This window comes from Methylobacterium sp. V23, assembly GCF_002917135.1.
Lineage (GTDB): Bacteria > Pseudomonadota > Alphaproteobacteria > Rhizobiales > Beijerinckiaceae > Methylobacterium.
In genome coordinates this window covers 113,297-140,012 of record NZ_PDHT01000005.1, presented here as the reverse complement: position 1 = coordinate 140,012, position 26,716 = coordinate 113,297, and the positions used below count along the sequence as shown (strand labels likewise).

The following is a 26,716-nucleotide window of genomic DNA, read 5'->3' as shown; positions in this document are numbered from 1 at the left end:
GGCGCTCGGGGACGCTTGAACCGGCGCCCCCCACCATGCCATGCAACGGCCGCGGACCATCGGGTCCGCGGCCGTTGCCTTTTCCAACGCTCCCTCTTCCCAGGTGTCCGTCCGATGCGGTGTCCCTATTGCGGCGGTCCCGACACCCAGGTGAAGGATTCGCGGCCGAGCGACGACGCGGCGGCGATCCGCCGGCGCCGGGTCTGCCCGGATTGCGGCGGGCGCTTCACCACCTTCGAGCGCGTGCAGCTGCGGGAACTCACCGTGCTGAAGCGCTCGGGCAAGCGCGTGCCCTTCGACCGCGACAAGCTCCAGCGCTCGATCGGGGTCGCCCTGCGCAAGCGCCCGGTGGACCCCGAGCGGATCGAGCGCCTCGTCAGCGGCATCACCCGGCAGCTGGAGAGCAGCGGCGAGGCCGAGATCGGCAGCGAGGCCATCGGCGAACTCGTGATGGAGGGCCTGAAGGGGCTCGATGACGTCGCCTACGTGCGCTTCGCTTCGGTCTACAAGAATTTCCGCGAGGCCAGCGACTTCAAGGCGTTGCTCGGGACCCTGTCCGATCCGGTCGCCGCGACGGGCACGGGGGCGCCGCGCGGGGAGGGCGGAACCGCGACCGAAGGCTCGGCCGAGGAGCTGTCCGCGACGGTCACGCCGCTCCGGCCGAAGCGCCAGCCGAAGTCGCGGGCGTGAGGGACGAAGGCATGGAGACCGTCGGCGTGAAGACCGTCGGGATGAAGACCGTCGGGATGGAGACCGCCGGGGTGGAGACCCTGGGCCGGGGCGAGACCGACCGCCGCTACATGCGCCTCGCGCTCGCCCTCGGGCACCGCAATCTCGGACGCACCTGGCCGAACCCATCCGTCGGCGCCGTGGTCGTGGCGGGTCCGCCCGGCGCGGAGCGGATCGTCGGGCAGGGCACGACGGCCCCCGGCGGACGCCCGCACGCGGAGCCGACCGCCCTCGCCATGGCGGGGGAGGCGGCCCGCGGCGCAACGCTCTACGTCAGCCTCGAGCCGTGCTCCCACCACGGCCGTACCCCGCCCTGCACCGACGCCATCGTGGCGGCCGGCATCGCCCGCGTCGTCACGGCCCTGGAAGATCCCGATCCGCGGGTCGCCGGACGCGGCCACAGCCTCCTGGCCGCCGCCGGCATCGCGGTGACCACGGGCGTCCTGGCGCAAGAGGCCGCCCGCGATCATCGCGGGCACGTCACCCGCGTGACGCGGGGTCGGCCGAGCCTGCACCTCAAGCTCGCCCAGACCCAGGATGGTTTTGCAGGCGCACCCGCCGAGCGCCTGCGGATCACCGGGCCCATCGCCGACGGCGCCGTGCATCTCTGGCGGGCGCACGCGGATGCGATCCTGGTCGGCATCGGCACTGCGCGGGCCGATGATCCCTCCCTCACGGTCCGGCTGCCCGGCCTATCGGATCGCTCGCCCCTGCGCGTCGTGCTGGATTCGAGCCTGCGCCTGCTGCCCTCCACCACGCTCGTGCGCAGCGCCCGCGACGTGGAGACCCTGATCCTCACCACGCGTCGCGCGCCGGTCCACGCCAAGCGCATGCTGGCGTCCTTCGGCGTCGAGGTGATCGGCGTCGATGCCGACGGCGCGGGACAGGTCGACCTGCACGCCGCCCTGCGGGCGCTGGCCGAGCGGGGCGTGACGCGGCTCTGCTGCGAAGGCGGCCCGCACCTCGCCGATGCTCTGGCGGGCGCCGACCTCGTCGACGTCTTCACCCTCATCACCGGCCCGGGGCGGCTCGGTGACACCGGCGGCCTGCCGGCCATCGGCCCGGTGCTTCAGAATCGGCTCGACGAACACCATCTCGGGATTGTCGAATCCCGGTTGTTCGGTCCCGACCGGGCCGTCACCTACGAGCGGAGCGCCTGAGATGTTCACCGGTCTCGTCACGGATGTCGGAGAGGTCGTGTCGGTCGCCGGCGACGATCGCCTGCGCCGCATCCGCATCCGCTCACACTACGATCCGGCCACGATCGCGCTGGGCGCCTCCATCGCCTGCTCGGGTCCCTGCCTCACGGCGGTCGCGGTCGAGCCGACGGCGGAGGGCTGCATCTTCGCCGTCGATGCCGCGGCCGAGACGCTGGCCCGGACCCATGTGGGGACCTGGCGCGAGGGACGTCGCGTGAATCTCGAGCGCTCCCTGAAGATCGGCGACGAGCTCGGCGGGCACCTCGTCACCGGCCACGTCGACGGCCTCGCCGAACTCGTGTCCCGCGATCCCGTCACGGGCGGCGCGGGGGATCCGCAATGGGCCCCCTCGGACCGGTTCACGCTGCGGGCCCCGGCTCCGCTCGCACGCTTCATCGCCGAGAAGGGCTCTGTCTGCCTCGATGGCACCTCGCTGACGGTGAACACGGTGGATGGCGACCTGTTCTCGGTGCTCCTCATCCCGCACACCCTGGCGGTGACCACCTGGGGCGAGCGGCGGGCCGGGGACGGGCTCAACCTCGAGGTCGATCTCATCGCCCGCTACGCCGCGCGCCTGTCCGAGAGCCGGGCCGCGGTCGAGGCCTGAACGCAGCCGCGGCCCGGAGCCCCGATTCGCGGGGGCCGTGCTTGTCGCCGCGGCGCCCAGGGTCTATCGCTCGCGCCTGCGGGCGCAGGACACGTCCGGCCGGTCGAGCCTTGCGCGCCGACGGATCCCCCGGGGTCCCGGCGGGCGCGCCCGGTCCCGGCCGCTCTGCCGTCCGCCGACCGTGTCCCGTGAAGGCCCCTCGATGGTATCGCTCGCCTACGCTTCCCGCACCGCTCCCGCCAACGTCAAGGGCGCGCGCGTCCTCGTGGTCGAGGCCCGCTACTACGAAGATCTCGCGGACGAGCTCCTGGCCGGTGCGGAGGGCGCCCTGGCGGCAGCCGAAGCCGTGGCGACGGTGGTGACCGTGCCGGGCGCCCTGGAGATTCCCGCCGCCATCGCGATCCTGGTCGAGGCCGCGGCCCGCGCCGGCCAGCCCTACGACGCCGTCGTGGCGCTCGGCTGCGTCATCCGCGGCGAGACCGGGCATTACGACATCGTCGCGGGCGAGAGCGCGCGGGCCCTGATGGACCTGTCCGTCACCCTGCGCCTGCCGCTGGGCAACGGCATCCTGACGGTGGAGACGGAAGCGCAGGCCCAGGCCCGCGCCCGGGTCGCCGAACTGAACAAGGGCGGCGGTGCCGCCGAGGCCGCGCTCGCGGTGCTGTCGCTGAAGCGCGACGCGTCGGCGGCGTCGGTCGGAGAGGATTGAGCATCATGGCCAACGACCCCGGGATGAAGACCGCCGAACGCAGCGGCGCGCGCCTCTCCGTCGTGCAGGCGCTCTACGACATGGAGATCTCGGGCAAGGGCGTAATCGAGGCGCTCGCCGAGTTCGAGACCTTCTGGATCGGCCGCGAGGTCGACGGCATCGAGCATCCCGCCGCCGAGATCGCCTTCTTCCGCGACCTGCTGCGCGGTGTCGTCGATGAGCAGCGCGCCATCGATCCGATCCTGGACGGGGCACTGGCCGCGGGCTGGCCGCTCAAGCGCATCGAGGCGGTGCTGCGTGCCATCCTGCGGGCGGGTGCCTACGAGCTCATGTCGCGCCGCGACGTGCCGGCCCGGGTCGTCATCTCCGAATATGTCGACGTCGCCCACAGCTTCTACGGCGGCGACGAGCCCGGCATGGTCAACGGCGTCCTCGACAAGGTGGCCCGGGACGTGCGCGGCAACGAATTCGCCGGCCTGCCGGCCTCCGGCCGGGCCTGAGCCCCGTGGCTCGGCCCGACGAGGACGGGCTGATCGCACGCTACTTCGCGCCCCTGGCCGGCCCCGGTGCGGACGGCCTGCGCGACGACGCCGCCACCCTGTCGCCCAGTCCCGGCTGCGACCTCGTGCTGACGGCCGACGCTATCGTGGCCGGGGTGCACTACTTTCCCGACGATCCACCGGGTTCGATCGCGCGCAAGGCCCTCGGCGTCAACGTCTCGGACCTCGCCGCCAAGGGCGCACGTCCGCGCGGCATCCTGCTGACCCTGGCCCTGCCCGATGATTGGACCGAGGCCTGGCTGGCCGCCTTCGCGGCCGGCCTCGCCGATGGCCTCGCGGTCTTCGGCCTCGACCTCCTCGGCGGCGATACCGTGCGGGCCGCCGGCCCGGCGCTCATCGGTGTGACGGCGATCGGCGAAGTCCCGGCGGGTGGGATCGTCCGGCGCGGGACGGCGCGGGTCGGTGACCTGATCTGCGTCAGCGGCACCATCGGGGATGCGGCCCTGGGCCTGATCCTGCGCCGACCCGATGCGCCGGCCTGGGCGGGCGCACTCGGCGCGGCGGATCGCGACGCGCTCATCGATCGCTACTGGCATCCCCGCCCACGCATCGGCCTCGCGACGGTCCTGCGCCGCTACGCCCGGGCCGCGATGGATGTTTCGGACGGTCTCGCCGGTGATCTGACCAAGATGCTGAAGGGGAAGGGGCGCTCCGCACGGATCGAACTCGCCCGCGTCCCGCTCTCGCCGGCCGCCGCGAGGGCCCTGGCACGGGAGCCGGCCCTCCTGACCCCGATCGTGACGGGCGGCGATGATTACGAGATCCTCTGCGCCGTCGCACCCGGGAACCTGGACGCCTGCCTGGCGGCAGCCGCCGCCGCCGGAACGCCCCTGACCTGCATCGGCACGGTCACGGCCGATTCCGCGGCGCCGGTCTTCCACGACGCCGACGGCACGCCGCGCGCGCTCGGAACCGGCTCCTTCAGCCACTTCTGAGACGCCGGCTCCTCCGCGCGGCGCCGGTCCCGACGGTCGCGAGCGGACTGCTACTCCCGCGAGAACTGATGCCGATCGCCGCGAATGCTGCGACGCACAATTATTCGCGCCTGAAAAAGCTAAGCAGCATTTGCCAGCGCCGGTGAAGTTTGGCACTCAGAGCAGGCATTCCTTGGGAGGAGATGCACAACAACAGCAACATGACGCGCAGCGGAGACGCTGGCGCGAACGATGACCTTCGCACGCACGAAGCGCTGCGCACGCACGGAAACCACGGCCACGAAGTCCAACAACGCCACGACAGACCCGCACGGGCATCGCCAATCAAGGACGGTCGAATGACAGCTTTGTTGCTTATCATCCTGGGCGGGCTGTGCGCCGTCGCCTATGGCATCCTCACGATCAACGACGTGATGAAGCGGGACGCCGGCACCCAGCGCATGCAGGAGATCGCGGGGGCGATCGCCGAGGGTGCGCAGGCCTATCTCCGGCGCCAATACGCCACCATCGCGATCGTCGGGCTCGTGCTGTTCGTGGCCCTCGCCTACTTCCTCGGGCTGAAAGTGGGGATCGGCTTCCTGATCGGCGCCGTCCTGTCGGGGGCGGCCGGCTTCATCGGCATGAACGTCTCCGTGCGCGCCAATGTCCGCACCGCGCAGGCGGCCTCCACGTCCCTCGGCGGCGGCCTCGACGTCGCCTTCAAGTCGGGCGCCGTCACCGGCATGTTCGTGGCCGGCCTCGCGCTCCTCGGGGTGGCGCTCTACTACGGCTATCTCACCCGCGTCGCCGGCCTGTCGCCCGCCAGCCGCGACGTCATCGACGCCCTGGTGGCTTTGGGCTTCGGTGCCTCGCTGATCTCGATCTTCGCCCGGCTCGGCGGCGGCATCTTCACCAAGGGTGCCGATGTCGGCGGCGATCTCGTCGGCAAGGTCGAGGCCGGGATCCCGGAGGACGATCCGCGCAACCCCGCCACCATCGCGGACAATGTCGGCGACAACGTCGGTGACTGCGCCGGCATGGCGGCGGACCTGTTCGAGACCTACGCGGTGACCGTGGTCGCCACCATGGTGCTCGCGGCGATCTTCTTCTCCGGCCAGACCGACGTCGCCGGACGCAACGTCCTCGAGGCGATGCTGCTCTATCCGCTGGCCATCGGCTCCTCGTGCATCCTCACCTCGATCGCCGGCACCTACGCGGTGCGGCTCGGCGCCAACCAGTCGATCATGGGCGCGCTCTACAAGGGCCTGGTCACCGCCGGCGCCCTGTCGATCGTGGCCATCGCGGGCGTGAACTACGCCCTGTTCGGCGGCTTCGGCACTGCCTTCACCACGAATGCGGGCGTCACCTTCACCTCCGGCGGCCTCCTCGGCTGCGCCGTGATCGGCCTCGTCATCACGGCGCTGATCGTCGTCATCACCGAATACTACACCGGCACCAACTTCCGGCCGGTGAAGTCCATCGCGGACGCCTCCGTTACCGGCCACGGCACCAACGTGATCCAGGGCCTGGCCATCTCGCTTGAATCCACCGCGCTACCCGCGCTCGTCATCGTCGCGGGCATCATCAGCACCTACTCGCTGGCCGGGCTCTTCGGCATCGCCATCGCGGTCACCGCCATGCTGGCGCTCGCCGGCTTCATCGTGGCCCTCGATGCGTTCGGGCCGGTGACCGACAATGCCGGCGGCATCGCCGAGATGGCGGGCCTGCCACCGGACGTGCGCAAGTCCACCGATGCTCTCGACGCGGTCGGCAACACCACCAAGGCCGTGACCAAGGGCTACGCCATCGGCTCGGCCGGCCTCGGTGCCCTGGTGCTCTTCGCCGCCTACACCTCCGACCTGAACTACTTCATCGCCAATGCGAGCCCGACCCAGTACCGCTTCTTCCAGGGCGTGACGGTCGATTTCTCGCTCTCCAACCCCTACGTCGTCGTCGGCCTGCTGCTGGGCGGCCTGATCCCGTTCCTGTTCGGCGGCATGGCGATGACCGCGGTCGGCCGCGCGGCCGGCGCCGTGGTGGAGGAGGTCCGCCGGCAATTCCGGGAGAAGCCCGGCATCATGCAGGGGACCGACCGGCCGGATTACGGCCGCGCCGTCGACATGCTCACTCGGGCGGCGATCAAGGAGATGATCGTGCCGTCGCTGCTGCCGGTGCTGTCGCCGATCGTGCTGTTTTTCGTGATCCAGGCGATCGCCGGCAAGAGCCAGGCCTTCGCCACGGTGGGGGCGATGCTCCTCGGCGTCATCCTCACCGGCCTGTACGTCGCGGTCTCGATGACCTCGGGCGGCGGCGCCTGGGACAACGCCAAGAAGTACATCGAGGACGGGCATCACGGCGGCAAGGGCTCGGAGGCCCATAAGGCGGCGGTGACCGGCGACACCGTCGGCGACCCCTACAAGGACACGGCCGGCCCCGCCGTGAACCCGGCGATCAAGATTACCAACATCATCGCCCTGCTGCTTCTGGCCGTGCTGGCGCACAGCTGAACGCGAACGACCCCCGGCGGCCTCGGGCCATCGGGGGTCGCGGCAGGTCGCGCGGGCCGCGGCAGGATCACCGCCGCGGCCTTCGTCCGCCCGGTCTCAGGCCGCGTCCGGCATCTGCCCGAGAAGCTTGTCGAGGGTGATCGGGTAGCTTCGCACCCGCACGCCGGTGGCGTTGTAGACCGCGTTGGCCACCGCCGCGCCGACACCGCAGATACCGAGCTCGCCCACCCCCTTCGCCTTCATCGGCGAGGATTGCGGATCGACCTCGTCGAGGAAGATCACCTCCTGATGCGGGATGTCGGCATGCACCGGTACCTCGTAGCCGGCCAGGTCGTGGTTCACGAAAAAGCCGCGCTTGGTGTCGACCGCGAGTTCCTCCATCAGCGCGCCGCCGACGCCCATCGTCATGCCGCCGATGACCTGGCTGCGTGCCGATTTCGGGTTGAGGATGCGCCCGGCCGCGCAGACCGCCAGCATGCGACGCACCCGGATCTCCGCCGTGTCGATATCGACGCCGACCTCGACGAAGTGACCCGCGAAGGTCGATTGCTGCTGCTTCTTGGCGAGGTCGCCGTACTCGATCGAATCCTCGGCCACCAGTTCGCCGTCGCCGGCCGCCTTGGCCAGGGTCTCGGTGCGGTTGCCGGAGCGGACCTGTCCGTCCGCGAACGCCACGTCGGCCGAGTTGAAGCCGAGGCGCTGCGCCACCGCCTCGCGGAGCTGGACGCAGGCCGCATAGACGCCGGCGGTGGAGTTGTTCGCACCGAACTGTCCGCCCGAGCCGGCCGAGACCGGGAAGGATGAATCGCCGAGGCGGATCACGACCTTGTCCAGGCCCACGCCCATCATCTCGGCGGCGGTCTGGGCGATGATCGTGTAGGAGCCGGTGCCAATATCAGTCATGTCCGTCTCGACCGTGACCATGCCGTCGCGCCCGAGGCGGACACGGGCGCCCGACTTCATCAGCAAGTTGTTGCGGAAGCCGGCCGCCATGCCGATGCCGACGAGCCAGCGCCCGTCGCGAACCTGGCCGGGCTTCGGGTTGCGGGCCGACCAGTTGAACGTCTCGGCGCCGAGCTTGAGGCAGCCGACGAGGTTGCGGTGGGAGAACGGGCGCTCCGGATGACCCGGATCGACCTGGGTGTCGTTGCGGACACGGAAGGCGACCGGGTCCATGCCCAGCTTCTCGGCCATCTCGTCCATGGCGATCTCGAGGGCCATCAGGCCCGGCGCCTCGCCCGGCGCCCGCATCGAATTGCCCTCGGGCAGGTCGAGATGGGCGAGCTTCATCGCCGTCAGGCGATTGGCGCCGGCGTAGAGGAGCTTGGTCTGGTCCACCGCCGTCTCCGGCTTGCCCTTCGGCAGGTTGCCCGAGGTGCTCTCGTGCGCAATGGCGGTGATCGTCCCGTCCGGGGTCGCACCGATGCGGATGCGCTGGATCGTGGCCGGCCGGTGCGTGGTGTTGTTGGCCACCAGCGGCCGGGTGAGGGCGACCTTGACCGGCCGGCCGGCGGCCTTGGCGGCGAGGGCCGCCACCACGGCATCGGAGCGCACGAACAGCTTACCCCCGAAGCCGCCGCCGATATAGGGCGAGTCGACGCGGATCGAGGCCTCCGGAATGCTGAGGATCTTGGCGATGCTGCCCTTGGTCCAGGCGATCATCTGGTTGGAGGTCCAGAGGGTGAGCTTGTCGCCCTCCCAGGCGGCGATGGTCGCGTGCGGCTCCATCATCGCGTGGCTCTCGTCGGGGGTCGTGTAGGTCTCGTCGAACGTGACGGGCGCCGACGCGAAGGCCCCCTCGAAGTCTCCGGCGCGGTCTTCGCTACCGCCGCCGCTGCCCTCGCCGCTGTCGCCGGGAACCGGCTTGGCGGACGACGCCACGGCCTCGAGGTCGAACTGACCGGCCTCGCGGGCATAATCGACCTTGACGAGGAACGCCGCGGCCCGCGCCTGCTCGAACGTCTCGGCCACAACGACCGCGATGGCCTGATGGTAATGCTGGATCTGCGCTCCGCCGAAGAGGTTCGCGGCGTTCATCCGGCCGAGACCGAGGGCCGGCATGTCCAGGGTGGTGACGATGGCGACGACACCGGGCGACGCCTTGGCGGCCGCCGTGTCGATGGCGCGGATACGGCCCTTGGCGATGCCGGCACCGAGCACGTAGCCGTAGGCCTGGTTCGCCACCACGTCGTGGCGCTCATAGGCGTAGGGCGCCGTCCCGGTGGTCTTGAACTTGCCGTCGATGCGATCGGTGGCCTTGCCGACGACCTTGAGCTGGTCGATCGGGTTCTGGCCCGCGGGGGTATCGAACTTCATGGATCAGGCCCTCGCTTCGTTCAGCGCGGCGCCGAGCGTGCGCTCGGCCAGCGTCAGCTTGTAGGCGTTGTCGTGGGTCGGCTTGGCACCGGCGAAGACCTGTGCGGTCACCGCCTTGGCGCCCCGGGCCATCTCGCCCTCCGCCGCCTCCACCCGCCAGGGCTTGTGTGCCACGCCGCCGAAGGCCGCCCGGCCGCTGCCGTCCGGCTGGACCAATGCCGCCACGGAAACCAGGGCGTAGGCGTAGGACGCGCGATCCCGAACCTTGCGGTAGATGTGCGCGCCGCCCAGGGGCTTCGGCAGCGTCACCGCCGTGATCAGCTCGCCCGGCGCCAGCGTGGTGTCGACCTCCGGCCGGTCGCCCGGCAGGCGGTGGAAGTCGGCAATCGGGATCTTTCGCGAGGCGCCCTTGGCATCGACGGTCTCGACGGTGGCGTCGAGCACGCGCATCGCCACCGCCATGTCGCCGGGATGGGTGGCGATGCAGGCCTCGCTGGCACCGATGACGGCGAGTTGGCGCGAGACGCCGTCGAGGGCCGAGCAGCCGGATCCCGGCTGGCGCTTATTGCAGGCCTGGGCGGTGTCGTAGAAATACGGGCACCGGGTGCGCTGCAGGAGGTTGCCGGCGGTGGTCGCCTTGTTGCGCAGCTGACCGGAGGCCCCCGCGAGCAGGGCGCGCGAGAGGACCGCGTAGTCCTTGCGCACGCGAGCATCGGATGCGAGGTCGGTGTTGCGGACGAGGGCGCCGACGCGCAGGCCGCCCTCCGGCGTGGCCTCGATCGTGTCGAGCCCGAGGCCGTTGACGTCGACCAGGTGGGTCGGCGTCTCGATCTGCAGCTTCATCAGGTCGAGGAGGTTCGTGCCACCCGCGATGAACTTGGCGTTCGGGTTGCGGGACACGGCGGCGGCGGCGTCCGCGGGCGAGTTCGGGCGCTCGTAGGTGAAAGACTTCATGCGGGCCTCCCGGCAACCTCGGTCATCGCCTCGACGATGTTGGAATAGGCGCCGCAGCGGCAGATGTTGCCGCTCATGCGCTCGCGGATCTCGGCGTCCGTGACCTGCATCGGGGCGTTGAGATCGGCCGTGACGTGGCTCGGGATGCCGGCCTTGATCTCGGCGAGCACGGCGACGCCGGAGCAGATCTGGCCCGGGGTGCAGTAGCCGCACTGGTAGCCGTCATGCTTGATGAAGGCGGCCTGCATCGGGTGCAGGGCGTCGGGCTGGCCGAGCCCCTCAATGGTGGTGATCTCCGACCCCTGGTGCATCACCGCGAGGGTCAGGCAGGAATTGATGCGCCGGCCGTCGACGATCATCGTGCAGGCGCCGCACTGGCCGTGGTCGCAGCCCTTCTTGGAGCCGGTCAGGTGCAGGTGCTCGCGCGCGGCGTCGAGCAGGCTGGTGCGGGTGTCGAGTTCAAGCTCGCGGCGCTGACCGTTCACCGTCAGCGACACCTTCGCCAGCACGGGCTGTTCCGGACCGGCAGTCTCGGGCCGACCCTCGGCCCGCGCGGGGACCGCGGCCAGGGCCGCACAGGCCGTTGCTCCGGCCATGACGTCACGTCGACTCAATTCATTCTCTCCGAAACTTGGCATGGCGTTCTCTGAACCTGAAGCGGGAGGAGGCTGCCAGCGGACGGGCGCCCGGTTACGTCGCAGGCCAGGAGAACGCTCGGTGGGGCGATCTTGGTCCGGGGCGTGACACGGAACCGCGCGGGATCCGTCCAGACGTGCGCCTGCCTTCTGCGAGGAGTGCTCAGCGAGAACGCAGAACTCGGGCCGTCGGTCCCTGGAATTTCTCCAGAGTGGGAAGACGTGAACCTTCGTGTGCGCCCGAACACCTCGAGAGGTCGCAAGGCCCGACGTCCGCTGCTTGCGCAGTCACCGGCGGCAGGCTGCAAGATTTCGTGGGCCGTCGATGAGAGGACCCGGCGACACAGAGAGGACCCAAGAAGCACTTGGCCCTCGCCTCGACGATGAGCGCCGGGTGAGGTCTTGCGGGAGGAGACTTTGCAGCGGTGTCCGGCAGGCGCAGTGTGCGGCCGACGCGACACGCAGGGGGCCGGCACCATGGACCGCAACACGCTCGGGATGACGATGCACCGTCGTCGGCTGCTGTCAGGCAGCGGCGCCGCTCTGGCATCGATGACCTGGCCGGTTCGCGCGGCCGAGACGGTGCCGGGCACCGACATCACCGGGCGCCTCGCCCGCTACATGGTGGCGGCCCGCGAGGCTCCGCTGCCACCGGAGGTGATGACCGCCTGCAAGCATCGCATCCTCGACACCTTCGGAGCGATGCTCTCGGGTGCCCGGATGCGACCCGGCACGATGGCCGCCGGCTACGTCCGTGGGCAGGGCGGCGTCGCGCAGTGCAGCGTCGTCGGCACCGATCTGCGGACCAGCGCGATCAACGCCGCCCTGGCCAATGCCATGTGCGCCCATGCGGACGAGACCGATGATTTCGAGCCCGTGACCAAGGCACATCCGGGTTCGGCGACGGTCCCGGCGGCGCTGGCCATCGCCGAGCGGGACGGCCGGTCCGGCGAGGAGATGCTGCGCGCCGTCGCCCTGGGCTACGACCTCTGCTGCCGCCTGCTGATGGCGCTCGGCCCCGACCTCGTGCGCGGCAGCCATCGCAGTGCCGAGGGCACGAGTTCCACCTTTGGCGCCCTCGGGGCGGCTTCGTCCCTGGCCCGCCTCGACGAGCAACGCACGCGGTTCGCCCTCTCCTACGCGGCCCAGCAGGTCTCGGGACTCTGGAGCTGGGTCAAGGACGAGGACCACATCGAGAAGGCGTTCGACTTCGCCGGCATGGGCGCCCGCAACGGCGTGACCGCCGTCAGCATGGTCGAGGCGGGTCTCACCGGCGTCGCCGACGTCCTCGACGGGACCCACAACCTGTTCATCGCCCTGTCGAGCGCCCCGAAGCCCGAAGCGATGGTGGCGGATCTCGGGACGCGCTTCTACGTCGCCGAGACGGCCATCAAGACGTTCTCGGTCGGCTACCCGATCCAGTCGCCCCTCGATGCGGTGCTGACCCTGCGGACGGAGCATGGCCTGAGCGCCGAGGACGTCCGGCACGTCCGCGTCAGCCTGCCCACGGACGCCATCGGCATCGTCGGGCATAGCGCCATGCCGGACGTGAGCTGCCAGCACCTCGTCGCCCTCGCGCTGGTGCGCGGCGGCGTTTCCTTCGCCGACAGCCACGACGCCACCCTGATGCAGGATCCGGCGATCCGGGCGGTCCGCGACCGGATCGAACTCGTCGGCGATCCCACCCTGATGATGCCCGAGGCCCCGCGCAGCGCACGGGTGGTGCTCACCCTGTCCGACGGCCGCACCGTCGAACACATGACCAAGTATCCGCCCGGTACGAAGGAGAATCCCCTGAGCACCGAGCGGGTCAGCGCGAAGGTCCGGGATCTCATCGTCCCGGTCATCGGCGCCGGCAAAGCCGACGATCTCATCGGCCGCCTGAACGCCCTGGAAACCGTCGCCGACATCCGCACGCTGTCGCCCCTGCTGACGGCTTGAGGCGGTCTCGCCGCGGGCGACCCGGTGCCCTAGCTGTTGGCGCACGCCGTCTCATCCGATCGTCCGTCTTCCGACCCGGTCGTCTCGGCAAACCAGACGTCTTGGCAATTCAGTCTTTTTGGTAATCCAGTCTTCTTGGCAAAGGTGCGTGATGCAAAAGGAATTTCGGTGGTTCGGCCGGGCGGCATTGCCCGTCCTCGCGCTGGCCGCGAGCGCGGGCGCCGCGAGCGCCGACTGCATCCGGCACGTCTATAACCGTTCGCCCCTGACGCTGGTGGGCGCGCAGCAGGGCGGCCCGTCCTTCGTGGTCAGACCCGGCACGTCGCGCGCGATCCGGCTCTCGGGCCCCGGCAGCCTCGAGCTGTCGGGCTACTGCGATGCCTATGGAGCCCGAGGTGGTGACGGGGCCGGAGGTGCCGCGGTGCAAACGTCGCTGCGATACACCGCCGTCCTCGATCGCTGCTACATGGAGATCGGCCACGATTTCTTCGACCGCGAGCTCGGGCGCGGGTTCCTGCCCCGGGACAGCATCGAGCCGTTCACCGTCAACAATCCGAAGCAGGGCGACGTCGTGCTCTATACGGATCGGGCGATCTGCCGATCCCGCTAGGGGCGGCTTCGGTCAGATGGGGTGCGGCACCTCGGGCTTCAGCTTCAGGGGCCGCGCCAGTTTCTTGGAGAGGCGCCCGGCCGCTTCGACCGCCGCACCCTCCGCATTCTCGGCCGCGACGATCGCCAGGGCCGCGTCCTGCGCGGAGGTCAGCACCGCGTAGACGCGCAAGGCCTCGCGGCGCTGCTTCACGGCGACCAGAAAGACGTGGCTCTTGGCCCGCTTGCCCTTGTCGTCGGAAACGGCCTCGGCGGATGAACGACGCCGGCTCAAGGACGGACCGGCATCCGCTGGAGACAAGCGGCCGGCACGGCGCAGGTGGCCTCGCTTGCGTTGATCACGATCTCGTCCTCCCTCCGTCGTTTCACGGTCCCGACGACGTCCCGGACCGGGGGGAGGGCGACGCGCGTTCGTGGTCCCAAACGCCCGAATGGCGCCGCGAGATCCGCCGTCGAAGAGCGCGTTTCACGGACCCTGAACCGCAATCGTTTCCCAACCCAACATCCCGGCGCGGTCATGCCGCGAGGGTTGCGGGTCATCATGCATGCCTAGCCGGATTCGGGAAGATCATCGACCGTGATCACCCCGGGATGACTCCGAAGTTTCTGTGCGATGTCTTCCACGGAGCCGCGCGACAGCGGGACGAAGGTGATCCGTGTCTCGTCGAATTCAGCGTCGGACCCGCGCCGCGTCACGAATTGACGGATCCGGGACGGGCGCACGCCGGACACGGCCTGGACCGTCTCCATGGAGATGCAGCCGGGCTTGGCCACCACGCGGAGCGGCCGGACATGCATCCGGTCGTGGTAGCGCGCCTGCAGGGGCTTCATCCCGACCAGGATCACCAGCAGGATCACCGTGGTGGCGATGCCCGCCACGTAGAGGCCGCCGCCGACCGCCAGGCCGACGGCCGCCACGGCCCAGAGGCTCGCGGCGGTGGTGAGCCCCTTCACCACTTCGCCTCGGAGGAGAATCGTCCCCGCCCCGAGAAAGCCGATGCCGGAGACGACCTGGGCGGCCATGCGCGAGGGATCGAGGCTGACGTTCTGCGTTCCCAGCACGTCGGCGAATCCGAAGGCCGAGACGATCATGATCAGGCAGGCGCCGACGCCGACCAGCATGTGCGTGCGCATGCCCGCAGCCCAGAGCAGGCGCTCGCGTTCGATGCCGATCAGCCCGCTCAGAATCGCGGCCAGGAGCAGGCGCCAGACGATCTCGACGTTACCCAGCATCCCCGGGTCACCTCCCATCCCGATGTCACGCGCCGGCCGAACCGGGCGTCAGCCGACCAAGGCGGTCACGGCGTAGCAGGCTGCGGCGATCAGGGCGGCGGCCGGCAGCGTCAGAACCCAGGCCACCACGATGTTGCTGGCGACGCCCCAGCGAACCGCCGAGGTCCGCCGCGCCGCGCCGACGCCGATGATCGCACCCGTAATGGTGTGGGTCGTGGAGACCGGTACCCCGAGCCAGGTGGCGGCAAACAGGGTGATCGCGCCCCCGGTCTCGGCACAGAACCCCTGCATCGGGTTCAGGCGCGTGATCTTCGAGCCCATGGTGTGCACGATGCGCCAGCCGCCGAGCAGCGTGCCCAGCGCCATCGCGGACTGGCAGGAGATCACCACCCACAGGGGAATGTGAAAGGATGCGCCGAGGTGGCCCTGCGAGTAGAGCAGCACCGCGATGATCCCCATGGTCTTCTGCGCATCGTTGCCGCCGTGGCCCAGGGAGTAGAGCGAGGCCGAGACGAACTGCAGGGCGCGGAAGCGCCGGTCGACCGCGAACGGCGTGGCACGCACGCAGAGCCAGGAGACCACGAGCACCAGGAGGAGCGCGAGCAGGAAGCCGAGGAGGGGGGAGAGGACGATGGCGGCGGCCGTCTTCGTCAGCCCGCTCCAGACCACCGCACTGAACCCGGCCTTGGCGACGCCGGCGCCGATGAGGCCGCCCACCAGGGCGTGCGAGCTGCTCGACGGGATCCCGAAGACCCAGGTGACGATGTTCCAGGCGATGGCGCCCATCAGCGCGCTGAAGATCACCCGGGGATCGATGATCCCCGCATCGACGATCCCGGTGCCGAGGGTCTGGGCCACGTGCAGGCCGAAGAACAGGAACGCGATGAAGTTGAAGAACGCCGCCCACAGCACCGCGAATTGCGGCCTCAGCACCCGCGTCGACACGATGGTGGCGATGGAATTGGCCGCATCGTGCAGCCCGTTGAGAAAATCGAAAAACAGTGCGACGGCGATCAGGCCGACGAGGGCGGGCAGGGCGAGCGCGGCGGCGTCGGTCATCGGGTCGCCTACACGTTCTCGATCACGATGCCGCTGATCTCGTTGGCGACGTCCTCGAAGCGATCCACCACGTCCTCGAGGTGACCGTAGATCTCCGCGCCGATCAGGTAGGCCATCGTGTCGCCGTCCCCGCCATCCTTGCGGTGGGCCTGGTAGAGCGCCCTGAGACCGCGCTCCTGCATCTCGTCCGAGCGTCCCTCGACCCGGGTGATCTGCTCGGTCAGGGTGTTGATGCGCCCGGCATGGGTTCCGACGGCCGTGAGCAGGGGGATGGCCTCGGCGGTGAGCCGGGCCGCCTCGATCACTGTGCCGCCCATCTCCTGCATCAGAGGCTCGAAGCTGCGGACCTCGTAGAGGGCGATCGTCTTCACCGTCTTGTTCATCTGGTCGATGGCGTCGTCCATCGATTGGATCAGGTCCTTGATGTCGCCCCGGTCGAACGGCGTGATGAAGCTTCGGCGCACCGCGAGCAGGACCTCGGCGGTGATGGTGTCGGCCTCATGCTCGTGCTCCACCACCTGCTGGCAGTAGCGCGGAACGGCGTCGCCGCCCTGGAGCACACCCTGCAGCGCCTCGGCGCCGGCCACGAGGGTGCGCGAATGCCGCTCGAACAGGTCGAAGAACCGGTCCTCGCGCGGCATCAACGCCTTGAACCAACCCAGCATCCCCGACTCCGGCCTCACCCTGCTTCATTAGCCAACTAGAGTTCTTGTGCGCGCGTGACCAGAGCCCTTGCGGGCTTTGCCGTGGCTCGACGCCCGGGCGATCACCCGCCGACGACGCTGCGGATGGTGAAGCTGGACTGGATGCGGGCGACGCCGGGCAGCTTCGAGAGCACCGACCGGTGCAGTTGCTCGTATTCCGCCATGTCGGCGACGCGTATCTTCAGGAGATAATCGGAATCGCCGGTCATCAGGTAGCAATCCTGGATGTCGGGGCAGCGCCGCACGGCCGCCTCGAACCGGTTGAGGCAGTCCTCGGTCTGCCGCTCCAGGGCGATCCGGGTCATCACCACCAGGCCGGCGGAGCCGGGCCCGTCGAGAAGCACGGTGTAGCCGCGGATCGTGCCGTCGCGCTCCAGCATCCGCAGGCGCCGCAAGCAGGCGGAGGCCGACAGACCGACGCGCTGCGCCAGCGCGGCATTCGGGATCCGCGCATCCTCCCGAAGAACCCGGATGATGGCGTGATCGATCGCGTCGGGCGGCATCGGCATCCTCGGGCAGTGTGTCCCATGATCGTGCATCGTATCGCAGGATCGTGCGTCGATCCACGCTTCGGTGGCAGAACCTGCACGATCTTCGCTGCACCGCTCGCACGATCGGGTGTTTCTGTTGCGGTGAGACCGGAGCGATCGGGGCGGCGAGCGGCATGGCCCCGCTTCTGCTTGGCGTTCCCGGCCTACGTGGAGACGTGCGATGCGGGTCCTGATTCTCGGAAGCGGCGTGGTCGGCGTCAGCACCGCCTATTACCTCGCCAAGGCCGGCCATGCCGTCACGGTGATCGACCGGCAGCCCGCCGCCGGCATGGAGACGAGCTTCGCCAATGCGGGCCAGGTCTCGCCGGGCTACTCGGCCCCCTGGGCGGCCCCCGGCATTCCGATCAAGGCGATGAAGTGGCTGATGATGCGCCACCGGCCGCTGGTGCTGTGGCCGACCGTCGAGCCGCGCTTCTATGGCTGGCTCGCGCGCATGCTCGCAAACTGCACCGAGGAGGCGTATATCCGCAACAAGGGCCGCATGGTCCGGCTCGCCGAGTACAGCCGGGACGTCCTGCGCGATCTGCGGACCGAAACCGCGATCGCCTACGACCACCGCACCCGCGGCACCCTCCAACTCTTCCGCACGCAGAAACAGCTCGACCATGTCGGCGACGACACCCGAGTCCTCGATACCTACGGCGTCGCCTACGCGGTGCTGGACCCGGCCGGATGCATCGCGGCCGAGCCGGCGCTGGCCGGCGTTCGCGGCACGATCGTCGGGGGCCTTCGCCTCACCGGTGACGAGACCGGCGACGCCCACCTGTTCACGCAGAGCCTCGCGGACCTGTGCGAGCGGATGGGCGTCCGTTTCCGCTACGGGACGCGCATCGATCGCCTCGAGAACGCGGGCGACACGGTGACGGGGGTGGTCTGCGGGTCCGAGACGCTGCGGGCCGATGCCTACGTCGCCGCCATGGGCTCCTTCACGCCCCGTCTTCTCCAGCCCCTCGGGCTTCGGCTGCCGATCTATCCCGTGAAGGGCTACTCGCTCACCCTGCCGGTCACCGACCCGGACCAGGCGCCGGTCTCCACCGTCATGGACGAGACCTTCAAGGTCGCGCTCACGCGCCTCGGGGACCGGATCCGGGTGGGCGGCACGGCCGAGCTCGCGGGCTTCAGCGATGCCCTCCGCGCCCCGCGCCGGGCGACCCTGGAGCGCTGCGTCCGGGATCTGTTCCCGAACGGCGGCGACCTCGCGGCGGCCAAGTTCTGGACCGGCCTGCGGCCGATGACGCCGGACGGCACGCCCATCGTGGGCGCCACGCGCTATGGCAACCTCTACACCAACACCGGGCACGGCACCCTGGGCTGGACGATGGCCTGCGGCTCCGGGCGGATGCTGGCCGACCTGATGTCCGGGCGCACGCCCGACATCGACCATGCCGACCTGGCGCTCGCCCGCTACGCCGCCTGAGGCCGTCAGGCGGTGAACCCCTCCAGGAGGTGCATGACCAGGGGGATGGCGAGCCCGGCGAGCAGGGTCTGCAGGGCGAGGATCCCGGCCATCAGCGGCGCGTCGCCCCCGAGCTGCCGAGCCATGATGTAGGACGACGACGCCGTCGGCAGGGCTTGGAACAGCAGGGCGGTGGCGGCGGCCGGCCCGTGCAGGCCGGCGGCGCGGCAGGCCAGGATCGTCACCGCCGGCATCAGCACGAACTTGGCGACCGACGCGATGACCACCGGACGCAGCCAGGTCCGGATCATACGAGGATCGAGGGCGGCGCCGACGCAGAGAAGACCGAGGGGAAGGGAGGCCTGCCCCAAGGCCTTCAGCGTGGGCTCCAGGCCCGGCGGCAGCCGGAGGCCCGTCGCCTGCAGGGCGATGCCGAGGCCGCAGGCGACCACCAGGGGATTCAGGAGGAGCTGGCGGACGATCGCCCGCGGCGCGCGCCGGCCGCCCGATCCGAAGCGCGCGAAGACGAGGACGCAGAGGATGTTGACCGTGGGCACGATGGCCGCGTTGGCGACAGCCGCGAGGGCGATGCCCTGCAGGCCGAACAGCCCCGCCGCCGCCGAGACCCCGACATAGTTGTTGAAGCGCACGCCGCCCTGGAACACCGAGGTGAAGGCCGCGCCGTCGAGGCCGAGACGCGGCCGGATCGCGAGCAGCACGAGCGCCACCGCGAGGGTCGACGCCACGAGGACGCCCGCCAGGGTGAGGACGGGCACGCCGTCGAGGCGTGCCGTGGCCAGCCCGTGGATGAACAGCGCCGGGAGAAGCACGTAGTAGCCGAGGCGCTCCGCCTGGCCCCAGAAGGACTCGGCCAGGAAGCCATGGCGGCGCAGCAGCATGCCGAGGCCGATCAGCAGCGCGATCGGCACCAGGGCGAGGATGACCGTCGCGGTCACGCGGCGGGCCGGAAGACGCCGGGACCGGCAGCGTTCGACAGGGGCATGGTTCGCGACTCGTGTGGGACGAGGGCCGTCTGTACGCGAGGTGGATCGGGGACGTGTACCGGGCAGAGGCGTTCCCCGCGCGGCGGGGCGCGTCCATCCCCAGGTTCGTGGCCGAGCACCCTGTCGGACGCGTCGACTTGGCCCCCGATTTGCATCATTTTGATGCATCAACCCGGTTCGAATCGCCGGGGCTGCGGATTGACTGATGGCGCCCGAACAGCCCTCGCCGGCCGGCCTCGACGAGACCTATCGCCGGATCACCTGGCGGCTGCTGCCGTTCCTGATGTTCCTCTGGGTCCTCTCCTGGATCGACCGGGTCAACATCGGCTTCGCCAAACTCCAGATGCTCGCCGACCTGAAGTTCAGCGAGACCGTCTACGGCATCGGCGCCGGGATCTTCTTCATCGGCTACTTCCTCTGCGAGGTGCCGAGCAACCTCCTCCTCGAGCATATCGGCGCCCGCAAGACCATCGCGCGCATCACCCTGCTGTGGGGTCTCTGCTGCGTGGCGATGATGTTCGTCACCACCGCAGGCCTGTTCTACCTGCTGCGTTTCCTCCTGGGGGTGTTCGAGGCGGGCTTCTATCCGGGCGTGATCCTGTTCCTGACCTACTGGTACCCCACCGAGCGACGCGCCAAGGTCTTCGGACTGTTCATGTCGGCTTCCGCCATCGCCGGGGTGATCGGCGGACCGCTCGCCGGCACGATCATGACCGGGCTCGACGGGGTGAACGGCTGGTCCGGCTGGCAGTGGGTCTTCCTCCTCGAAGGCATCCCGTCGATCCTCGCCGGCATCGTCACGCTGTTCTACCTGACCGACCGTCCGGAGAAGGCCGGCTGGCTGACGCCCGAGCAGCGCGCCCTGGTCGCCGCGGACCTCGCGCGCGACGCGGCGGCTTTGGGACCGCGCGAGCACCGCATCCTGGCGTCGTTGCGGGATGTCCGGGTCTGGCAGTGCATCGCGATCTTCTTCTGCATCATCACCGCCAACTCGGCCCTGACGTTCTTCGGGCCGAGCGTGGTCCGCGAGGCGGGTTACACCGACCCGCTCACCATCGGCTGGATCATGTCCGGCGCCTATCTCTGCGGCGCAGCCGGGATGATCCTCAACGGCCGCCATTCCGACCGCTCGGGCGAGGCCCGCTTCCATTGCGGCATCCCGGCCCTGGTCGGCGCCGTGGCGATCGCGCTGCTCGGCGTGCTCGTCCCGATCAGTCCGGTGCTGTCGATCGTCGCCCTCACGGTGGCGATCGCCGGCACCATGAGCGCCATTCCGGTCTTCTGGCAGATCCCGGGGCGGTTCCTCGCCGGTTCGGCCGCGGCGGCCGGCATCGCGCTGATCAACGCGGTGGCGAACCTCGCGGGGTTCGGCGCGCCGGCGGTGATGGGAGCCCTGCGGGAGCAGACCGGCTCGGCCGCCGCCGGACTCTGGATCGTCGCAGGTTTCGAGGTGGCCACACTCCTCCTCATCCTCCTCTTCATCCCGCCTGCGCCGGCCGCCCTGGTCCGCCGGGCCGCGGCGCGCGCCGCGCACGAACCCGCCTGACCTGGAGCAGCTCACGCCATGGATCCATCGGTTCTCCCGCGTCCGGCCCTCACGCGCCGCAGCCTCGTCGGCGCCGGCCTCGGTGCCGTCGCCGCCACCGGCGCCCTGGCGCAAGCCCCTCCGGCCCCGCCGAGCGCCCTGGCCACGGCGCCGAAATCCCAGGCCGGCCTCGGCCCACGCCTGACCCTGCACGCCATCGACAACTTCCACGGCACGCCCGGTGCCGGCATGGTCTGCGACCTCGCGATCCGGGACGGCGACACCTATCGCACGCTCAAGACCGTGACGACCGCCGCCAACGGCCGCCCGGCCGAGCCGCTCCTGGTCGACGAGGCCCTGAAGGTCGGCCAGTACGAGTTGCTGCTGCATTTCGAGGCCTACTTCGCGCGGTTCGGCGTGGCGCTGCCGCAACCGAATTTCCTCAGCCTCGTGCCGGTCCGCTTCGTGATCCGCGATGCCGGGCAGCGCTACCACCTGCCGGTGCTGTTCACCCCGTGGGGCTACTCCTACTATCGCGGCAGCTGACGCCCCCTCGGCCACCCTTGAGCGAGACACATTCCGGAGCCCGATTGCACATGGCCGGCATCACCACACACGTCCTGGACGCGGATCGCGGCCGCCCGGCGCCCGGGGTGCGCATCGACTTTTCGGTGATGGAGGGCGGAGCCTGGCGCCTCGTGAAGAGCGTCGTCACCAATGCGGACGGGCGCACCGACGCGCCGATCCTGCCCGCCGCGGAGGCCCGGATCGGCCAGTACCAGCTCGAATTCCACATCGACGCCTACCTGAATGCCAAGCCCGGCGTGACCGAGGCCGACATCTTCGTCGACAATCCGGTGGTGCGCTTCGCGGTCTTCGATGCGGGGCAGCACTACCATGTGCCGATGCTGTGCGCGCCGGGCACCTGCGCCACCTACCGAGGCAGCTGACCGCCATGGCCGATCCCGGGAAGCTCGACCTCGCCGCGATCAACCGGCTCGATGCCGCCGGCTTCGTCGTCCGGTTCGGCGGCGTGTTCGAGCACGCGGCCTGGGTCGCCGAGCGCGCCCATGCGCATGGACCCTTCGCCAGCGTCGACGCGTTGCACGGCGCCATGATGCGGACCGTGCGCGCCGCGCCGGCCGAGACCCGCATCGCCTTCCTCAACGGCCACCCGGAGCTCGCCGGCCCGGAGGCGCGGGCCCGCAGCATGACGGCGGATTCGGCGAGCGAACAGGGCAGCGCCGGGCTCGACCACATGCCGCCCGAGGACGCGGAGGCCTTCGACCGCCTCAACGCCGCCTATCGCCGGCGCTTCGGCTTTCCCTTCATCATCGCGGTGCGCGGCCGGGCGCGGTCCGAGATCCTGGCGATCTTCGCGGCGCGCCTGCGCGGCGCGCCCGCCGAGGAGGAACAGGCCGCCCTCGACGAGATCGCGCTGATCACCCGGATGCGGCTCGATCGCCTCGTCGCCGGATCCGGGTGAGAAGACCTACTTCAGGCGCGCCGCCGCCCAGGCGATGTGGTCGGCCATGAAGGTCGAGATGAAGTAATAGGAGTGGTCGTACCCCTCGCGCATGTTCAGGGTCAGGGGAATGCCGGCGGTCTTGCAGGCCTCTTCCAGGAGCCAGGGACGCAGACCGTCGTCGAGGAAGCTGTCGGCGGTGCCCTGATCGACCAGGAACTCGGAGAAGCGGTGGCCGTCGGCGATCAGCGCGGTGGCGTCGTGGGCGCGCCAGGTGCTCGCATCCGGACCGAGATACTTCTCGAAGGCCGGCTTCGACCAACCCGCGGTGGAGGGCTGGGCGATCGGCGCGAAGGCCGAGCAGGACTTGAAGCGGTCGGGGTAGGTGAGGGCGATGGTCAGCGCGCCGTGCCCCCCCATGGAATGGCCGAAGATGCCCTGGCGGGACATGTCGGCCGGAAACTCCTGGGCGATCAGCGCCGGCAGCTCCTCCGTCACGTAGCTCCACATCCGGTAGTTTACGGTGTAGGGCGCTTGGGTGGCGTCGAGGTAGAAGCCGGCGCCGGAGCCGAACTGCCAGTTGCCCTCCTCGTCGGGGATGCCGGCACCGCGCGGGCTGGTGTCGGGCGCCACGATGATGACGCCGTGCTCGGCCGCGGCCTTCCGGTACTCGCCCTTGTCCATGACGTTGGCGTGCGTGCAGGTCAGGCCCGACAGGTACCACAGCACGGGCACCGGACCGGCCTCGGCCTGGGGCGGTACGAACACCGCGAAGGTCATCGGGCAGCCCGTGGTCTGCGCATCGTGCTTGTAGACGCCCTGCGTGCCGCCATGGGCGCGGGCCTTCGAGATGGTTTCCATGGGCCGTGATCTCCTGTCCGGGGGCTGGCCCCGCTTCGGGGCATAGGTAGGGTCACCGAGGGATTGTGCCGATGCGCGTCCCGCTCCCCCGCGTCGGCGGGTCGGGAGCGGGAGCGCGACCGTCGGAGCGGTCGCCCCCTCTCCCGCGGAAGGGAGAGGGGGCGGATCGCGCCCGATCCTTAGTAAACCACCACCGAGCGGATCGACTTGCCCTCGTGCATGAGGTCGAAGCCGTGGTTGATCTGGTCAAGCGGCATGGTGTGGGTGATCAGGTCGTCGATGTTGATCTTCCCCTCCATGTACCAGTCGACGATCTTCGGCACGTCGGTGCGGCCGCGGGCGCCGCCGAAGGCCGAGCCTTTCCAGACGCGGCCGGTGACGAGCTGGAACGGACGGGTCGCGATTTCCTTGCCGGCCTCGGCCACGCCGATGACGATCGACTCGCCCCAGCCGCGGTGGCAGCACTCGAGGGCCTGACGCATCACGTTGACGTTGCCGGTGCAGTCGAACGAGAAGTCCGCGCCGCCGCCGGTCACGTCGAGGATCGCCTGGACCACGTGATCGTTGCCGACCTCCTTCGGGTTGATGAAGTGGGTCATGCCGAACTTGCGGGCCATCTCCTGCTTGTCCGGATTGATGTCGACACCGATGATCTTGTCGGCGCCGACCATGCGGGCGGCCTGAAGCACGTTGAGGCCGATGCCGCCGAGGCCGAACACCACGACGTTGGCGCCGGGCCAGACCTTGGCGGTGTAGATCACCGCACCGATGCCGGTGGTGACGCCGCAGCCGATGTAGCAGATCTTGTCGAAGGGCGCGTCTTCGCGGATCTTGGCCAGCGCGATCGCGGGCAGGACCGTGAAGTTCGAGAAGGTCGAGCAGCCCATGTAGTGGAACAGGGTGTTGGACCCGCCCGGGCTTCCGCCCGTGGAGACGCAGGAGAAGCGGCTGGTGCCGTCCGGCATCACGCCCTGGCCCTGCGTCGCCCGGATGGCGGTGCAGAGGTTCGTGCGCTGCGACAGGCAGGACTTACAGTTGCGGCATTCCGGGGTGTAGAGCGGGATGACGTGGTCGCCGGGCTTCAGCGCGGTGACGCCGGCGCCGACCTCGCGCACGATGCCTGCGCCCTCGTGGCCGAGGATCGCCGGGAACTTGCCCTCGGAATCCAGGCCCGAGAGGGTGTAGGCGTCGGTGTGGCAGATGCCGGTGGCCATCAGCTCGACGAGAACTTCGCCGGCCTTGGGTCCCTCGATGTCGATGGTCTCGATCGTGAGAGGCTTCTTGGCCTCCCACGCGACCGCAGCGCGCGTCTTCATAGCGTTGTCCTTAAAGCTGTGATGATCACGGACGGCGGCGATGGATGCCGGCGCTTCGCCTCGCTGCACCCGGGGGGTGGCAAGCCGAACGGCCCGAAAATCTGCCTGGTGTTTGATGCCTCCGGCGTCGAGATGCAACAGCCGTGCTCCGTCGTTTGCGCCAGGGTTGCGAATTTGGAATGACGGTCGCCGCGACGCGACAGGATCGGATGGACGATGAAGGACTGGGATGTGGGACGTGAGGCGCTGGTCGCGCCAGCGGTGGCGCGCAATCGCGCGGCGATCCTCGGCGTCCTGAGGGACGTCCTGCCCGAGACCGGCACGATCCTGGAGATCGCCAGCGGATCGGGCGAGCACGTGGTGCATTTCGCGGCCGCCCTTCCGGCGCTGACCTGGCAGCCGAGCGACCCGGAGCCGGCCTATCGCCGCAGCATCGCGGCGCATGCGGAGGCCGCGGGTCTCACCAACCTTCGGCCGCCCCTGGCGCTCGACGCCGCCGACGCCGCCTGGCCGATCGCGCGGGCCGACGCCATCCTCTGCATCAACATGGTCCACATCGCGCCGTGGTCGGCCACGGAAGGGCTGATGGACGGCGCCGCCCGCACGCTCGCGCCGGGCGGCATCCTGTTCCTCTACGGCGCCTTTCGCGAGGGCGGCCGCCACACCTCCGAGAGCAACGCGGCCTTCGACGCGGACCTGCGTGCCCGGGACCCGCGCTGGGGCGTGCGCGATCTCGAGACGGTGGCGGAGGCGGCCGCGCGGCGCGGCCTGCGGCACGAGACCCGCGTCGGCCTGCCGGCGAACAACCTCGGCTTGGTCTTCCGCCGCCCGGCATCGGCGGCCCCGGCCTGATGGCCGCCGACGCCCAGGACCATCGCGCGGGCAACCGTGTCGCAACCCTGCGCGACAGCCTCGAAGCCCGTCAGATCGCGCTCTACCTCGCGGCCGTCGCCGCCGCGACCGCGACGGCTCTGACGGTGCCGGGAACGGCGGCCCTGGAACGGGGGATCAATCCGGCCCTGGCGCTGATGCTGTTCGCGACGTTCCTGCAGGTGCCCCTGCGGGAGCTGGGCCACGCCTTCACCGGCGCCCGTTTCCTGGCGGCGCTGATGGCCGTGAATTTCCTCGCGATCCCGCTGCTGGTCGCCGGGCTCACGCTCCTGCTTCCCGCCGACCCGAAGCTGCGCCTGGGCGTGCTGATGGTGCTGCTGACGCCGTGCGTCGACTACGTGGTGACCTTCGCCCATCTCGGACGGGCAAATGCCAGGATCCTGCTGGCCGCGACCCCGGCGCTTCTCCTCGCCCAGATGGCGCTGTTGCCGCTCTACCTGCGTCTTCTTATCGGCGCGGATGCGGGGCGGTTCGTGCAGGTCGGCCCCTTCCTTCACGCCTTCGGCTGGCTGATCGTCCTGCCTTTGGCCGCCGCCGGGGCCGTGCAGGTCTGGAGCGGGCGGAGCCACCGCGGACAACGGGCCGCGGCCGGGCTCGGGCTGCTGCCGGTCCCGGCGACCGCCCTGGTCCTCTTCGTGGTGATCGCCGCGGTGCTGCCGCAGCTCGGACCGAGCTGGGCGGCGGCCGCGCAGGCGGTCCCCGCCTACCTAGCCTTCGCCGCGATCGCTCCGCTGATCGGCTGGGGCGCCGGGCGCGTGTTCCGGCTCGACGCGCCCACCGGGCGGACCCTGGCCTTCAGCGCCGCGACGCGAAACTCGCTCGTGGTCCTGCCCCTGGCCTTCGCGGTTCCGGGCGGAGTGCCCCTGCTGCCGGCCGTCATCGTCACGCAGACGCTGGTCGAACTGATGAGCGAGCTGGTTTACGTGCGGTTGATCCCGCGGCTCGGGCGCCCGTCCCACCACGCTGCGTCCGCGCCCTGACCGCCGTTCACCCGGCCATCCGGACCGGCGACCCACCAGTGGCCGGCGTCG

General features: G+C 70.2%; 27 protein-coding genes. 16 read left to right on the top strand and 11 right to left on the bottom strand.

All coding sequences use genetic code 11. The annotated features are described in order from the left end of the window. The first annotated feature begins 114 nt into the window (after positions 1-114). The 7 genes from nrdR to CRT23_RS07285 all read left to right on the top strand — a co-directional run bounded on the left by nrdR (position 115) and on the right by CRT23_RS07285 (position 7,225). Positions 115-690, top strand: a complete 576-nt coding sequence (gene nrdR, locus CRT23_RS07315; RefSeq protein WP_245436026.1) for a transcriptional regulator NrdR — start codon at positions 115-117, stop codon at positions 688-690. 110 nt (positions 691-800) lie between these two features. Beyond that, positions 801-1,889: a bifunctional diaminohydroxyphosphoribosylaminopyrimidine deaminase/5-amino-6-(5-phosphoribosylamino)uracil reductase RibD gene (gene ribD / locus CRT23_RS07310; RefSeq protein WP_103709218.1), complete on the top strand. Its 1,089-nt coding sequence runs from the start codon at positions 801-803 to the stop codon at positions 1,887-1,889. Between the two features lies 1 nt (position 1,890). Further along, on the top strand, positions 1,891-2,535 hold the full coding sequence (locus CRT23_RS07305) for a riboflavin synthase (RefSeq protein ID WP_103709166.1): 645 nt from the start codon (positions 1,891-1,893) through the stop codon (positions 2,533-2,535). 202 nt (positions 2,536-2,737) lie between these two features. Further along, positions 2,738-3,244, top strand: a complete 507-nt coding sequence (ribH, locus tag CRT23_RS07300) for a 6,7-dimethyl-8-ribityllumazine synthase (RefSeq protein ID WP_056213889.1) — start codon at positions 2,738-2,740, stop codon at positions 3,242-3,244. 23 nt (positions 3,245-3,267) lie between these two features. After that, complete coding sequence (gene nusB, locus CRT23_RS07295) at positions 3,268-3,744, top strand: transcription antitermination factor NusB (protein WP_055953722.1); 477 nt, start codon at positions 3,268-3,270, stop codon at positions 3,742-3,744. A gap of 5 nt (positions 3,745-3,749) precedes the next feature. Continuing rightward, entirely contained in the window at positions 3,750-4,739 is a 990-nt protein-coding gene (thiL, locus tag CRT23_RS07290) for a thiamine-phosphate kinase (RefSeq protein ID WP_103709165.1), read from the top strand. A gap of 338 nt (positions 4,740-5,077) precedes the next feature. Continuing rightward, entirely contained in the window at positions 5,078-7,225 is a 2,148-nt protein-coding gene (locus CRT23_RS07285) for a sodium-translocating pyrophosphatase (protein WP_103709164.1), read from the top strand. Positions 7,226-7,321: 96 nt separating this feature from the next. Here the strand turns inward: CRT23_RS07285 and paoC are convergent, their stop codons facing one another. The 3 genes from paoC to paoA are packed head-to-tail and all read right to left on the bottom strand — an operon-like array spanning position 7,322 to position 11,091. Continuing rightward, complete coding sequence (gene paoC, locus CRT23_RS07280; RefSeq protein WP_103709163.1) at positions 7,322-9,541, bottom strand: aldehyde oxidoreductase molybdenum-binding subunit PaoC; 2,220 nt, start codon at positions 9,539-9,541, stop codon at positions 7,322-7,324. Positions 9,542-9,544: 3 nt separating this feature from the next. Continuing rightward, positions 9,545-10,495 carry a xanthine dehydrogenase family protein subunit M gene (locus CRT23_RS07275; RefSeq protein ID WP_103709162.1) on the bottom strand — a complete coding sequence of 317 codons (951 nt, stop codon included), beginning with the start codon at positions 10,493-10,495 and terminating at the stop codon, positions 9,545-9,547. Further along, positions 10,492-11,091 carry an aldehyde dehydrogenase iron-sulfur subunit PaoA gene (paoA, locus tag CRT23_RS07270; protein ID WP_245436024.1) on the bottom strand — a complete coding sequence of 200 codons (600 nt, stop codon included), beginning with the start codon at positions 11,089-11,091 and terminating at the stop codon, positions 10,492-10,494. Before paoA ends, CRT23_RS07275 begins: the two co-directional genes overlap by 4 nt. A gap of 516 nt (positions 11,092-11,607) precedes the next feature. Between paoA and CRT23_RS07265 the strand changes: the two genes are divergently transcribed. Together CRT23_RS07265 and CRT23_RS07260 are read left to right on the top strand one after the other, a co-directional pair. Next, positions 11,608-13,071, top strand: a complete 1,464-nt coding sequence (locus CRT23_RS07265) for an MmgE/PrpD family protein (RefSeq protein ID WP_103709160.1) — start codon at positions 11,608-11,610, stop codon at positions 13,069-13,071. 151 nt (positions 13,072-13,222) lie between these two features. Next, complete coding sequence (locus CRT23_RS07260; protein WP_103709159.1) at positions 13,223-13,681, top strand: hypothetical protein; 459 nt, start codon at positions 13,223-13,225, stop codon at positions 13,679-13,681. Between the two features lie 12 nt (positions 13,682-13,693). On the opposite strand, the gene CRT23_RS07255 is transcribed toward CRT23_RS07260, so the two are convergent. The 5 genes from CRT23_RS07255 to CRT23_RS07235 all read right to left on the bottom strand — a co-directional run bounded on the left by CRT23_RS07255 (position 13,694) and on the right by CRT23_RS07235 (position 17,179). Next, the gene (locus CRT23_RS07255) at positions 13,694-13,954 is read right to left on the bottom strand and encodes a hypothetical protein (protein WP_055952455.1); all 261 of its coding nucleotides are present in this window, start codon (positions 13,952-13,954) and stop codon (positions 13,694-13,696) included. 275 nt (positions 13,955-14,229) lie between these two features. Beyond that, positions 14,230-14,913, bottom strand: coding sequence for an MgtC/SapB family protein (locus CRT23_RS07250; RefSeq protein WP_103709158.1), 684 nt, complete (start codon positions 14,911-14,913; stop codon positions 14,230-14,232). Positions 14,914-14,961: 48 nt separating this feature from the next. Further along, entirely contained in the window at positions 14,962-15,972 is a 1,011-nt protein-coding gene (locus tag CRT23_RS07245) for an inorganic phosphate transporter (protein WP_103709157.1), read from the bottom strand. A gap of 8 nt (positions 15,973-15,980) precedes the next feature. Then, positions 15,981-16,637, bottom strand: a complete 657-nt coding sequence (locus CRT23_RS07240) for a DUF47 domain-containing protein (protein ID WP_055952464.1) — start codon at positions 16,635-16,637, stop codon at positions 15,981-15,983. A gap of 101 nt (positions 16,638-16,738) precedes the next feature. Further along, positions 16,739-17,179 (bottom strand): Lrp/AsnC family transcriptional regulator, encoded by a 441-nt coding sequence (locus CRT23_RS07235; RefSeq protein WP_103709217.1) that lies wholly within the window; start codon positions 17,177-17,179, stop codon positions 16,739-16,741. A 208-nt stretch (positions 17,180-17,387) separates the two neighbouring features. On the opposite strand from CRT23_RS07235, the gene CRT23_RS07230 reads away from it, so the two are divergent. Then, positions 17,388-18,644, top strand: coding sequence for a D-amino acid dehydrogenase (locus CRT23_RS07230; protein ID WP_103709156.1), 1,257 nt, complete (start codon positions 17,388-17,390; stop codon positions 18,642-18,644). Positions 18,645-18,649: 5 nt separating this feature from the next. Here the strand turns inward: CRT23_RS07230 and CRT23_RS07225 are convergent, their stop codons facing one another. Beyond that, complete coding sequence (locus CRT23_RS07225; protein WP_103709155.1) at positions 18,650-19,579, bottom strand: AEC family transporter; 930 nt, start codon at positions 19,577-19,579, stop codon at positions 18,650-18,652. A 253-nt stretch (positions 19,580-19,832) separates the two neighbouring features. Here CRT23_RS07225 and CRT23_RS07215 point away from each other — a divergent pair, with 253 nt between their 5' ends. Genes CRT23_RS07215 through uraD form a run of 4 tightly spaced genes read left to right on the top strand, consistent with a single transcriptional unit; the run spans position 19,833 to position 22,638 of the window. Continuing rightward, on the top strand, positions 19,833-21,173 hold the full coding sequence (locus CRT23_RS07215; protein WP_103709153.1) for an MFS transporter: 1,341 nt from the start codon (positions 19,833-19,835) through the stop codon (positions 21,171-21,173). Positions 21,174-21,191: 18 nt separating this feature from the next. Beyond that, positions 21,192-21,698 carry a hydroxyisourate hydrolase gene (gene uraH, locus CRT23_RS07210; protein ID WP_103709152.1) on the top strand — a complete coding sequence of 169 codons (507 nt, stop codon included), beginning with the start codon at positions 21,192-21,194 and terminating at the stop codon, positions 21,696-21,698. A 50-nt stretch (positions 21,699-21,748) separates the two neighbouring features. Further along, positions 21,749-22,102 carry a hydroxyisourate hydrolase gene (uraH, locus tag CRT23_RS07205; RefSeq protein ID WP_103709151.1) on the top strand — a complete coding sequence of 118 codons (354 nt, stop codon included), beginning with the start codon at positions 21,749-21,751 and terminating at the stop codon, positions 22,100-22,102. A 5-nt stretch (positions 22,103-22,107) separates the two neighbouring features. Continuing rightward, positions 22,108-22,638, top strand: a complete 531-nt coding sequence (uraD, locus tag CRT23_RS07200) for a 2-oxo-4-hydroxy-4-carboxy-5-ureidoimidazoline decarboxylase (RefSeq protein WP_103709150.1) — start codon at positions 22,108-22,110, stop codon at positions 22,636-22,638. Between the two features lie 6 nt (positions 22,639-22,644). On the opposite strand, the gene fghA is transcribed toward uraD, so the two are convergent. Then, complete coding sequence (gene fghA / locus CRT23_RS07195) at positions 22,645-23,478, bottom strand: S-formylglutathione hydrolase (RefSeq protein WP_103709149.1); 834 nt, start codon at positions 23,476-23,478, stop codon at positions 22,645-22,647. 179 nt (positions 23,479-23,657) lie between these two features. Next, complete coding sequence (locus CRT23_RS07190; protein WP_103709148.1) at positions 23,658-24,794, bottom strand: S-(hydroxymethyl)glutathione dehydrogenase/class III alcohol dehydrogenase; 1,137 nt, start codon at positions 24,792-24,794, stop codon at positions 23,658-23,660. Positions 24,795-25,010: 216 nt separating this feature from the next. Here CRT23_RS07190 and CRT23_RS07185 point away from each other — a divergent pair, with 216 nt between their 5' ends. Together CRT23_RS07185 and CRT23_RS07180 are read left to right on the top strand one after the other, a co-directional pair. Further along, the gene (locus CRT23_RS07185) at positions 25,011-25,646 is read left to right on the top strand and encodes a DUF938 domain-containing protein (RefSeq protein ID WP_103709147.1); all 636 of its coding nucleotides are present in this window, start codon (positions 25,011-25,013) and stop codon (positions 25,644-25,646) included. Continuing rightward, the gene (locus CRT23_RS07180; protein ID WP_103709146.1) at positions 25,646-26,665 is read left to right on the top strand and encodes an arsenic resistance protein; all 1,020 of its coding nucleotides are present in this window, start codon (positions 25,646-25,648) and stop codon (positions 26,663-26,665) included. The genes CRT23_RS07185 and CRT23_RS07180 overlap by 1 nt, the downstream gene beginning before the upstream one ends. Positions 26,666-26,716 lie beyond the last annotated feature (51 nt).